The sequence below is a fragment of the Wenzhouxiangella sp. YN1 genome (assembly GCF_056324145.1).
In genome coordinates this window covers 1-11,442 of record NZ_JBJNIO010000070.1, presented here as the reverse complement: position 1 = coordinate 11,442, position 11,442 = coordinate 1, and the positions used below count along the sequence as shown (strand labels likewise).

Sequence of the window (11,442 nt, the reverse complement as noted above, 5' to 3'; positions counted from 1 at the left end):
AAGCCTCAAAAATGCCAAATCCTGGCGAATCAATGCCATCCAGACCCACCATCGAGCCGAACCTGCAAGCTGGGTGACCAAAATCCATCAAAGCCGGCTTGACTCAGCGTGAAAGAGGCAGTCTGATGAATAAGCTGGGGTGATAGAAGTGTTGCCCATTTGCGGAAGCTCGGACGATTACTTCGTTGGTCTCAATGGCGCCAAAGACGGCCCACACGATCTGGCTGTACTCCTTGTCAGTTGTTGTGAAAAACTCCAAAGCCTTTCCAGACTCAACAATGCCATGCAGTCGGTTGTGTTCAGTTTCCACTGGAGCTCCAATCGAGGTTTCGAAAATGGGTTCCAGGAAAGCTTTACATGGTGTAGCCAACTCGCAAGGCCGTCGACCGTCGATCGCCAATCCTTCATCTTCTTCTTGTTACCTACCTCATTCGCAGGTACGGGAATAGCTGGCAGGTTTAGCTTGGTCCCATCTATCGAGCGTGTTTTTCGAGCAGGTCTTGGAGTGTGGCCATTTCAAATGCAACATCCCAACACCAGATCCCGAAGCCGCCCTTTTGATTCACTGCTTCAACCCAGGCATCAAGCGCCTGGCGCTTCTGTTTGTTCTGGGGTGAGTCCTGGCCCTTGATCTCGAGGATGAGGGTCTTGCCATTTCGTAGGCGGATGAGGAAGTCGGGGACATACCGGCGGCGGGCGCCGTTCCAGAGGTAGTGGATGTGGAAACCCAGCCGCTCGTTCTTGGCATAGGCTTCCACCAGATCGCTGGTCTCGAGGAGATTGGCCGTATGTGCCTCCCAGGCTCCGTCAGCCACGCAATGGCTGATCTGGGACTTCACTGCGGGTTGGCAGGTCTTGGTCGTGTACCAGGTGGGCATGTGGCGTGTTGAACCCATCGGGTTTTCCTCGTCGAATACGGGTTCGACTCTTTCGCTGTTGTGCTCGTATATGTGGCGCTGCAGGTGCTGGACTATTCGGTCGATATTCAGACTCAGCAGTATTCGGCGACGCAGGGGCTCATTGTGAAAATCCGAGGGGATTCGCAGTCGGTCAGAGGCAATGAACTCCTCGACCAGGCGAACAAGCTGGGTGATCAGGTAGGTGGGCTCGCCCGTAAACTGCCCCCTGAGTTCGTCGAATGCCTTTCTCGCCGCACGGAACGTCAGCCTTTGCAGTCGGAACGACTCAGGAATCGCCTCCAGATCGATCTTTTCGACTTGTTGCATATTGGTCCCGGCGCCCAAGGCGGGCGCCAGTTCCGCGGCAATGGGCGTGCGGGCTGGGTCGAGTTCGAGAGTTTCTACTTCATCCCAGCGGATCTCGAGGATTGGCCGCACGACGGTGTCGACCCGAATGACGTTGGGCCAGCGAATCTCCAGGGCATTTCGCTCCGGGAGTGACTGAATCTGCTTGCTGGGCTTGGGTGGCTCCGGCGGCTCACCACTGTCGCCGACATCCTGGAAAATCGACAGGGGCACGCCGAAGACATTCACATACTCCGGCTTGAACAGCCCGTTCTCATCCAGATCGTGGCTGACACGACGCAACCCGCGACCGATAACCTGTTCGCAAAGAAGCTGACTGGTGAAGGCGCGCAGTCCCATGATGTGTGTGACGTTCTTGGCGTCCCAGCCTTCCGACAGCATGGCGACCGAGATCACCTTCTGCAGGCCTTCTCCGGCCGTACCCCTTTTGCCGACATTGTCGACTACCTCCCGTAACAGCTCTTCCTTCTTCAGTAGCAGCAGCTCCGCCTTGCGATCCGGCGGCAGGTCGACGCTTTCGACGATGGCCTTCAGGTGGGCCTCGTAGTCCTTGTCCGAGGTACTGGATTCACCAATTTCAGCTTTTTCAAGCACCTTGGAGTCGACACGGAGCAGCCTCTCCTTCTCGTGCAGCTCCGGCCAGTGGGCGTCCCCGCTGACAAAGTAGTGTTCGACTCGGCGTGCTGTCTCGATCCGGTTGCAGACCGTCAGCATGGCCGGCGGCGAGCGATGGCCGCTTTCCAGCCACTGTCGGCGGCTTTCTCGCCAGTCGGCTCCCAATAGGGTGTAGGCCTGCTGCACCAGGTCTGGAAGGGCTTCGTGGGGCTGGGCACGGCGATTGAGATCTTCGTGGACTTCCGGGTCGCGGTAGAGATGATAGAGCTTGGGGCGCAGCGTCTTTGTATCGGGCACCACGCCGTCGCGCACCACTACTCTGGGTGTCTTCACCAGGCCAGCCTCGATGGCATCGTTGAGGCCGAAATCCGATACGATCCACTCGAACAGCCCTTCCTCCGTTGTCGTTTTGCCGGTGGGAGCGAATGGGGTGGCTGAAAGGTCGAAGCAGCGCTGTATACGTCGGGTCTTGTGGAGACGGTCTAGCCCCTCGATCCAGCGTGTGGCCTCATCGAGATCAATGCCACGCTCGGCAGCCTGCTTCTTGCTGATCTTCACATCGGCCGGCTTGCGGTAGGCATGGTGGGCCTCATCGTTGATCACCACCAGATCCTTGTAGCCAGCCAGCTTGCCCAGCACCCGGCGGGCAAATGCCTCGTCACTCTCCGCACCTTTCTTGACGACTGAGCGAACCGGCTCCTTCATCGGCATCAGGCTGTGCCAGTTCTCCACCAGCACCTCAGCCTGGTTCAGCTTCTGGCGCATGGCCTCCGACGGACACAGGCTGAATTCGTCGTAGACGTTGTTCACGTCTCCGGGGTAGAGCACCTGCAAGCGCCCCTTCACGGTAAGACCGGGCGCGACAACGAAAATGGCTCGGGAAAAATCGCGATTGCGGCGTGGATAGGTCAATGCATTGAGCACCTGCCAGGTGATGATCATTGCCATCACCACCGTCTTCCCCGTGCCCGTGGCCATCTTGTTGCACAACCGCTCCCAGAGGCCGCCGTCTCCGGGGATGTAAATGCCCTGCTTGTAGTCCGGCGCCGCTTCGATCCACCAGATCAGGGTTTCGATCGCCTCGAGCTGGCAGAAGTAGAAGGCATAGGGGCGGGTTTCGGCGTCGTGCCAGTGCTCCAGAAGACGCCGGGTCACCGAAGTGATGCCGGGATAGTCCGCCTCGCGCCAGGTATCGACCCGCTCGCGGATCCGGTTGACTAGATTAAGTTTTTCAGTACGCCGGGTGTTGTTGCGGGTATCGAAGATTTCGTAAGCTGCCGGCCGGCGGCCATCGATGATCTGAAGCTGGCCGTCGACTTCCTGCCAGTGCTGGTCAGGCACCAGATCGGCACGGTTGATGATCAGGGACTTCGGTGCAGTCACTCGCAGGGGCTCGAATATAAGCCAATCTCGGGCGGGTTGATCCTGGCGCGCTGGCAAGTGGCAAACACGTATTCGCGCCAGAAGGGCCAGATATTGTGCTTGGCGTTGTGTTCAGCGAAAAGCTTGATCGCTTCCTCTGACAGATTCCCATCTACAAACTGGTATTGCGCGACAAACTCTGCTTCGATGGTGTAGTAGATGTGGCCCACTTTGCCCGATTGCTCGTCTGCGGGCTTACTTAGTCGCACGCCAAATGTGTAGAGGACTTGCAGCCAGTCTCGCTTGCCGAAATGTGTTTTGTTGTAATGCCAGGCTTCCCTCATCTGTTGCTCGACCTCGATCGCATTGCGGGGTAGCGGACGTTCTTGCTTGAACGTCGATCCGTAGAGTGCGACATCTTTGATCTCAAGCGAACGGGCAGCCTGGCTCAAGCGGTCTCGATCCTCCTGGCTGATCATGCCTGCTCTCGATTCGTATGCCAGTCGGTTTCAGACCCTTTTTTGTATTGGTCTCTCGCCGATGCCGGTTGCCTGAGCGGCACGACATTGGTGCGATGGCGAGACTTGCGCACGGTGGCATCGGCCGACGTCGGAACCTGCCCCGACCACTGCTTCAAGAGTTGGAAATTAGCCGCACTGGCTTCGGCCAAGCGCATCAGGCGGTCCATGGCCTTACTCTGGATCACCTCTCCGCGCTCATACTTTGAAAACGCATTTTGACCGCCGCCAAAGACTACGGCGGCCTCATGCTGAGTCAGTCCGAGCCGGTCACGCAGTTGCTCGATCTCTGCACCGACCAGCAAACCATCGGCCTCCCGGCGGGCGTCTTGAAAACGTCGGTGATTGCGGCGGGCCTGGTCGGGGAATACCGGGTCGGCGCCACATTGGGGGCACTGCCAGCATTCCAGGTCCGCGACGTCAAGCACTTTCCCGCTGTGGGTGATCTCACCCGTGTACGTGATGGGCTCCAGGCGGCCTTCATCACAGATCGGGCATATCGGAGTGTGGTCATTCATAGCGTCAGCGATCTCGATGAATTGAATCCAGAATCACGATGATGACATCGCGATTCAAATGCAGCTTGAGGTAGAGCGGGTCCAGATGGCCAGCATTCGACCGCCAGCGCAGCCGATACTCGTCCATCCAGAAACGACGATTGGAATACTTGACTGACTGGCGGAAATCCTCGGGCTCGAGGCTGGCGATGCATTCAGACACCTCCTCCGGACTGTAGCCAAGATTCTGGCAATCCAGCTCAACTCTCCGGGTGGCATAGACGACGCTACCGGAGTTCGCCAGCTCGCGAATCCGGTCCAGTGAATACTCGGGTCGGTCTTTTGTCTCGTCTCCCGGATTAACCATTATGGTTACTTTTGATGAAATTTCAAGCCAGCGGCAAGATTTTCAGCGACTCGATGCCCCGGTCGTCGACGATCTTGACCGCCACCTTGCGGTTCTCGCCCGGCTCGAAGGGCAGGCTGACGGTGCTGTGGAGCTGGTCGAGGGCGGAGTCATCCAGCTCGGCCTTGATGTTTTTCTTGAGCTTGTGCCAGCCGTCCTTCTTGCCCGCCATCGGGAAAAAGACCTGGTGCGGGTAGAGGCTGCGCTCGTCGTAGTCGGTGTCCAGTGACCAGGCAGCGATGTTCTTCTTGCCGCCGGATTTCAGCTCGCCGGATTTGGGGTCGAAATAGTCGAACCCGTGCACCTCGACCTCCCAGCGGCCGTCCTTGCGCTGCCGGAGTTCCACATCGGGCTGCCCCATCAGCCAGAAACTCTGGTTGCTAGCCCGGGCCTTTTTCAGATCCTCCGTGAGCAGGTCGGTGTTCATCTGCGCCTTGAGCGCCGTGATGCCTTTGGTGGCGTCGATATCCTTGGCCGCCTCCGGGTCGAAGGTGAACGCGCAGAACACGATCATTTTCGGCCGCGGGAACAGCTCTCCGGCCTCACGGATGGCCATTTCCACCTGGCGCTGTTCCAGCGCCGCATGCTCCGGGCCAAAGCTCACCACGACTCGCTCGCCGGTATCCAGGTGACCCGAGCAGTGCAGGTGTCGGGTATCCGGCAGGGTTTCCAGTTCCGCGAATTTGAGCATCTGACCGCCCTTGCCGCGAATGCCGGTTTTCAGCAGCTCGTCTCGCCATGAATGCTGGCGGGCCGACTCCCCCGAGCGGGCGATGGTGGCGTCGGCCTCACGCACCTGGCCGGCAGCCATTTCCTCGGCCTCGTCCAGCGACTTGACTGAAGGAAACGGCACGGCTTCGACGGTAAACGGCCCGGTGACCCGCAGCTTGTCCTTGGCAACCTCGGCCTGGTCGTAGAGAACTTCCTGATCGGCATGGGCGGCGATAGAGTCGTCCATGCGCTTCTGCATGGCCTGCCGGGCCTGATGGAAGGCATCGAAGGGCTTGCGCGCGGCTTCCGGCCAGTCCTCGGGGAAATCGAACGGCACTTCCCATTCCAGCAGGGCGCCGGCCGGAGCCGACTCGCCTGAGGGCAGCTCGACCGTCTTTCTCTCGGGTGCTGAAAAATCGACCTTGTCGCCCTTGCGACCGCCGTCGGTGATATTGAAGGGTGAAGGTGACTCGGCTCGCAGCGCTTGATTGAGACTGGCCAACGCCTGCACGATGGCCGGATGCATTTTCTCGTGAATCTCGTCGATCTCGGGATTATTGGCGATCGCCTTGAGGGTGATATGCGGCACGGTCTTGTAGCGAAAACCGCTTTTTAGCCCTTCGTGCGGATACTTCAGTTCGTAGTAGTCGTAGCTGGCAGTCGTCAGCCGCTGCTTGGCCAGGGTAACGGCAACACGAGAGGTGTCGCAGGTAATCCAGCGACGTCCCCATTTTTCAGCGACGTAAGCGGTCGTCCCAGAGCCGCAGGTTGGGTCAATGACGAGGTCACCGGGATCTGATGACATCAGCAGGCATCGTTCAACAACCTTCTCATTTGTTTGAACCACATAAATTAGGCCCGTCGCACCCATAAGATCTGTCCAGAGATTCCCCAACGCACTAGCGGGGAAGTCATCAAGGAAACGTACATATCGAATTGCAGTCTGACCGGCAACAATTCGGTCGGCCCTTGAGAGCCTCCGCAATCCATCCAGAGTAGTTTTCCAATGAGCGTTTGCGGGTAGCTCAAACTGATCACCGCAAAATCGGAAAGGCAGAGAAAGCTTCTCGCTGAAACCGCCAGAATGAAGGCTAGTTCCTTGGAAAAATCTGGCCTTCTCGATGTCTTGTTCTGTACAGATCCTAGCTTGGGCGGCGGAGAGTTTTTTGCCCGACTCAAGACGAACTGAGGAATACCCGGAGCCAGCTCCAGAACCCTGCTCCTTTGGTCTGTACAATTGCCGGTACTTAACCTTTGCAATGCTTTTAGCATACCAAACGACATAGTCGCCCAAAGTACCAATAACGTTCGTCTTAGCTTCCGGGCTGCTCACAGCCGCTGTCTTCTGAAACGTAATTATTGAACAAAAGTTGGCTCTTCACTGATTCGTGTGGGTAGCGTTCATTTCCGGACCGCTTGCGGGTAGAGATCGAGGCCACCCAGATGGAAGTAGATTGCAGCCTTGAATCGCTCCTTGTTCCGGAACCCACGGGCGTCGCGTTTGATCTTCTGGATCATGGTGTTGAAGCCCTCGGCCCGGGCGTTGGTCGCGCCGGTGACTACGGCAGTGATAATGCCCTCAAGATGCCGCTTGACCATCCGCGCGACCTTCTTGACCGGCTCGAGCCGCGAGCGGATCGCCCAGCCGTACCAGCTGATCCAGGCGCGGCGCGCCCAACCCCTGACCCGGTAGTCCCACAGACACATCGCGTGGGTCTTGATCGCCCAGGCCCGGGCAGTCTTGAGGTTGGCGGACTTGAGCGCCTTGAGGCGGCCCCAGTTCTTGTCGCTCATGTTGTCGGGGTGCTGCAGCCACAGGTAACGGCTCTTGATCAGCACCGAATCGCCTTCGGCCAGCAAGGCCTTGTGCTCGACCCGGCGAACCTGGTCGACGGCATCGCCGAGGTGCTTGGCGACATGGAACTTGTCGAAGGCGATCTTGTGCTCGGCCCCTGGAACATGGGCCAGCGTCGAATCAATGAAAGGCGCCCACATATCCATCGCGACCGTGCGCAAGCCCGCCAGCGCCTCGGCCGGCTGCGCGGCGTACCAGGCGTCCAGGGTCGCGCGCTTGCGGTCGTCGGCGACGTGCAGCACTCGATCGCCGCTGCTGATCACCGTCACGTACTGGTGCCGGCGCTGAAACGCCGTCTCGTCGATGCCGATCGCGTCCGGAAAATCCTGGTCCCGCCGCGCCAGGCCGCGTGCCACCGCGCGCTCCTGAACACCACTGACCACAGACCAGCTCAAATCGAGCCGCTCGGCCACTTCGGAAATCGTGCCGATCTTGAGCCAGTCGATCACCAGCGCCTCAAACAGTGCCGTCAGTCGGCTGTTATTCTCCGCCCAGGGCACCGGAAGCTGATGAACGCCGTGCTTCGGACATCGGACCCGCGGCACCTGGGCGATCAGCCAGGTCTTGTACTGGCAGGTATCGAGGTGGCGCCACTTGCGCTCGCGGGTGTCGTAGCCCGAACAGCCCGTCCCGCACTGCGGGCAGGCCAGATCCGAGCCGGAATGCCGAATATGGACGGTCACACCGGTGCCGGGCAGGTCGACTTCGACCTCGGAGACTTCCCAAGGCGCCTGGATGCCAAGAATCTGGCGGTAGAGCTCGCGATCATGCATAAAACTGGACTCGAAATGGGGCCAGCCGGTAGCCTATCCGAACCGGTCAGCCCACACAAAACCGGGAAGAGCCCAAAAGTTCTCAGCACCGAAAATCTCATCTAGAATTTCTCGGACATGATGAATGTTCTCATCTGAAATTTGAACAAATACGCTACCGGAGTCAGTCAAAAGGTCTCGAGCCAGAAGGAGCCTATCTCTGAGGTACGTCAAATAGGAGTGAATCCCCAGTTCCCAAGTATCCCGGAAGGCCTTGATCATCTCGGGTTCCTGAGTCAGGTCCTGGTCATTGCGATCCTTGACGTCGCGCTTGTTGGTAAATGGCTGAAAGTTCGAGCCGTACTTGATGCCGTAGGGCGGATCGATATAGATCATCTGCACCTGACCGGCCATGCCCTCTTTGTGGATCAGCGAATTCATGACCTGCAGTGAATCGCCGCTGACCAGGCGATTGGCCCAGCCGCGATCGTGCTTGTAGAAGTCAATGGCCTCACGGTACGGCAGCGGCTCCTCGAACCAGGCCTTGAACATATCGCTCTGTTGTTGGGGCTCCTGCTGTCCCATTTTCATGCGCTTGCGCACAGCCTTGAGAATCGTGGCCGGATCGATGCGCTCGTGCACGTGCAGTGAGACGAGGTCGACATCGAAGCTGGTGCGCTCGGCCTTGCCGGTCCAGTTCAGGTACGGCTCGGACATGCGCTTGAGGGTAGACAGCGCCTCGCGCATGGCCTGCTCGTCCCCGCTGGCCAATGCATCGTCGATGATTTGTTCGATGTCAGCCCGGCCGATGTCGAACTGCAGTGCGGGGTCGATATGCGGGTCATAGGCCCAGCGCGTCTTGCCCTCGTCGGGATCCGTGTCTGGATCGACCATTCCGACTTCCGGGTTGTTGGTGCGCTTGTCGGCATGGCGGTAACTCAGCACCTCGGCGTCATCACGGCCCTTCCGGCGCGCCTTCTTCTTGCCAGCCTTTTTCTTCCCTGCTTTTCTCTTACTCCCCGTCTGCGCGAGGTCCGCCAGATCCTTTGGCTGCTCCTGAGCGGCAAGCTCGAGTTTTTCTGCCTCTTCCGGCGTGGCCAGCATCACCGACCCGCCCCGTCCACCCCCGGTCGCGAGAACGCCTGACTCGACCAGGCCATCCCGAACCTCGAAGTACTCGTCATCGCTGAGATCGGGCCAGGTCTCGCGGAGCATGCCCCGGAGCTTGATATTTCCCATCGCGGTCCCGTCCGCCGGGACCGACTCCAGGATGGCCCTGGAAATCAGTTCATCGCGCGACTCGCTCATTGGTCTCCCGCTTGATTGTGACTCGCCAACCAGCCCGAATACCGTCCGGGCCCGGGCTGATTATGCCTGCCCGGCGCCGGCTGTGCCAAACCTGGCGAAACCCCGGATGTCCGCCGGATTGGGTGACCGCTCAGCACCGTCGTGGCAAATTCTGGAGTGGATTTCGAGGTATGGCTTGCTGAGGGAGATCGGCCAACCGAGCGCCGGGCCCGAAAATCCAGGATTCGGCAGTGCTTCCGGAGTAGATCGTCCCTCGGGAGATGGGTGTGCCACGTGGCACTCTTTTTGCGCGCCGGCGAGTCTCAGGAATCAGGCATTCAGGCGAGAATCGCTGGTCAATGCGGGACAAGGCGCGCTTCCGGCCACTCAGGCTGCCTGCTTGGCGCTCAGCCGTTCGAGAATCAACTCCAGATGGTGTTGCATGGACAGAAACTTGACCGTTGGAAGACCAGGGCAATGTTCCCGCGCGTGCAGCGTGCGGAAGTCCCCGATTGCGCAGGTCTCCAGGATCGGGGAAGTTCCGGCGTCGAGATCTGCAACAAGCTTTTCGAGAGCCTCACCGAATTTGCCCTCTGCATCCTCGGGGCCTTCAGCGCGATCGGAAAAATAGTGGCGCACTCGCAGCCCTCCGTCGCTCGGATCCCAGTAGGTTATGTGTATGGCGACAGCGTGGGGGCGCGCACCGGTCTCCTGGTACTTTTCTCCGGCAATGGAATAGTCGGCCCATCCAGAAGCGTTTCGGAGGTCCAGGCGGCCCGGTCCGGACATGAATTTCTCGTCCGACGGGTGTTCAGCGTTCGATCGATGTGGAAACCCACTACCTAGCAGGATTCGCTCCCCAGGCAGCGCCAAGTCCTCTTCAGGAGTGCTTTCAGGGGTGACGATCCGATGTGTGAGTCGCGCCGGGGTGCTCAAAAGCCCCGAAAGGGTTTCGCTGCAGGGGACCCCGTCTTGGATGAGAACGAATTCATCAAAGCTCTCGAGCCAGTCCCACTCAATGTCTCCCGGGCGGATTCTGCAAACAGGGAAGACTGGAGAGCCCTTCCGCAAACACTCACTAACTCGGATCCTAAGGGGCTCGGATGACTTCCGGAAGGCGCCGACAACCGGGTTGATGACAAGGCCAAGCGGGAGCTGGAACATCTGGTAGAAGTCGATCACGTGCTCGAGCTGCACTGTGTCTGCGGTTACCGGCTCGACGATTGGGACTACGGGATACCCTTGGATGAAGGGAAGCATGATTTCCAGCAGTTTGAGTTCGTAGTGCTTGCCGCGATATAGGGGCATGTAGGTCAGGCGGTCGGGGCTCACGGCCGCTCCAAGCGGTATGAAAGCCGCAACAGCTGGGATTGATCCAGTTTGCTGGACAGCGCTAGGGCTCTGAGGGAGCGGGGCAGCTGCCAGGCCCGATCATTCTCCCGAGGCGGAGGGGATTTCCGCTGGTGCAAGATATCCGACACCAGGGCCTGCCTCCTTGGGAGGTCGATCTGCTTGAATAGCTCGAGGCAGGCACGGTAGATCCGCGTATTCGGCAGGTCCGGGACGGCCCCGATTTCTTCTTTGATCAGCTGTAGGTACTCGTGCTTGCGCAGCAGGGCAAACAACCGATCCGAGCTGGTCAGGTCCGGGCTCTGCGTTGCCGGGCGAAGCTCCCGAATGCCTTGTCTCGACACCGCGAGCACCCCTACTGAGGCAGCCGACTCCTGCAAGACTCTCGGCGCATGGCCTTGCCCGGTCACGACATAAGTGCGGGTGAATACCTGCTGGTAGGTCTGGAGCTGGCCCTGGAGCCGATCCAGGCGATCGAAGCGTGACTTGATTTCGAACCCAGAGGACTCCCCGGGACGGAAAATCGCCAGGTCTGCCTTGGAGGCTCCGACCGCGAGCTCACGGTAAACAGCCCCCTGCTCTGAACTCTTGGCCATCTCCCTGCAGAAACACTCGTTCAGCAACAGGTACTCGCCTGGATAGACATCCAGGAGCACTGAATAGGCCCGCTCAAAGACATCAGAGAGCTACGATCAAATCTGGTGTATGAGCTGACTTGAAAGCGGCGGCAACCCCTGCTGAAATTAGAGATGACGAAGTCACTGATTTCAGACAAGGAGAATGCCGCCATGAGCAACGATACGACAGTTCCATTCCTGAATCCA

At 59.0% G+C, this 11,442-nt stretch carries 9 protein-coding genes; all 9 read right to left on the bottom strand.

Annotated features, from left to right (window positions below):
- Positions 1 to 473: 473 nt before the first annotated feature.
- On the bottom strand, positions 474 to 3,263 hold the full coding sequence (locus ACEWQZ_RS00355; RefSeq protein ID WP_476481083.1) for a BPTD_3080 family restriction endonuclease: 2,790 nt from the start codon (positions 3,261 to 3,263) through the stop codon (positions 474 to 476).
- Positions 3,260 to 3,721, bottom strand: a complete 462-nt coding sequence (locus tag ACEWQZ_RS00350) for a hypothetical protein (protein ID WP_476481082.1) — start codon at positions 3,719 to 3,721, stop codon at positions 3,260 to 3,262. Before ACEWQZ_RS00350 ends, ACEWQZ_RS00355 begins: the two co-directional genes overlap by 4 nt.
- Positions 3,718 to 4,278 carry a type II toxin-antitoxin system MqsA family antitoxin gene (locus tag ACEWQZ_RS00345; protein WP_476481081.1) on the bottom strand — a complete coding sequence of 187 codons (561 nt, stop codon included), beginning with the start codon at positions 4,276 to 4,278 and terminating at the stop codon, positions 3,718 to 3,720. Before ACEWQZ_RS00345 ends, ACEWQZ_RS00350 begins: the two co-directional genes overlap by 4 nt.
- 4 nt (positions 4,279 to 4,282) lie before the next feature.
- Positions 4,283 to 4,624: a type II toxin-antitoxin system MqsR family toxin gene (locus ACEWQZ_RS00340; protein ID WP_476481080.1), complete on the bottom strand. Its 342-nt coding sequence runs from the start codon at positions 4,622 to 4,624 to the stop codon at positions 4,283 to 4,285.
- Positions 4,625 to 4,646: 22 nt separating this feature from the next.
- Positions 4,647 to 6,245, bottom strand: a complete 1,599-nt coding sequence (locus tag ACEWQZ_RS00335) for a DNA methyltransferase (protein WP_476481084.1) — start codon at positions 6,243 to 6,245, stop codon at positions 4,647 to 4,649.
- A gap of 530 nt (positions 6,246 to 6,775) precedes the next feature.
- Complete coding sequence (locus ACEWQZ_RS00330; RefSeq protein ID WP_476481079.1) at positions 6,776 to 8,002, bottom strand: ISL3 family transposase; 1,227 nt, start codon at positions 8,000 to 8,002, stop codon at positions 6,776 to 6,778.
- A gap of 33 nt (positions 8,003 to 8,035) precedes the next feature.
- Entirely contained in the window at positions 8,036 to 9,289 is a 1,254-nt protein-coding gene (locus ACEWQZ_RS00325; RefSeq protein WP_476481078.1) for a DNA methyltransferase, read from the bottom strand.
- Between the two features lie 366 nt (positions 9,290 to 9,655).
- Positions 9,656 to 10,600, bottom strand: coding sequence for a sce7725 family protein (locus ACEWQZ_RS00320; protein WP_476481077.1), 945 nt, complete (start codon positions 10,598 to 10,600; stop codon positions 9,656 to 9,658).
- A complete protein-coding gene (locus ACEWQZ_RS00315) occupies positions 10,597 to 11,274 on the bottom strand; it encodes a sce7726 family protein (RefSeq protein ID WP_476481076.1) in 678 nt (225 codons plus the stop codon). Before ACEWQZ_RS00315 ends, ACEWQZ_RS00320 begins: the two co-directional genes overlap by 4 nt.
- Positions 11,275 to 11,442 lie beyond the last annotated feature (168 nt).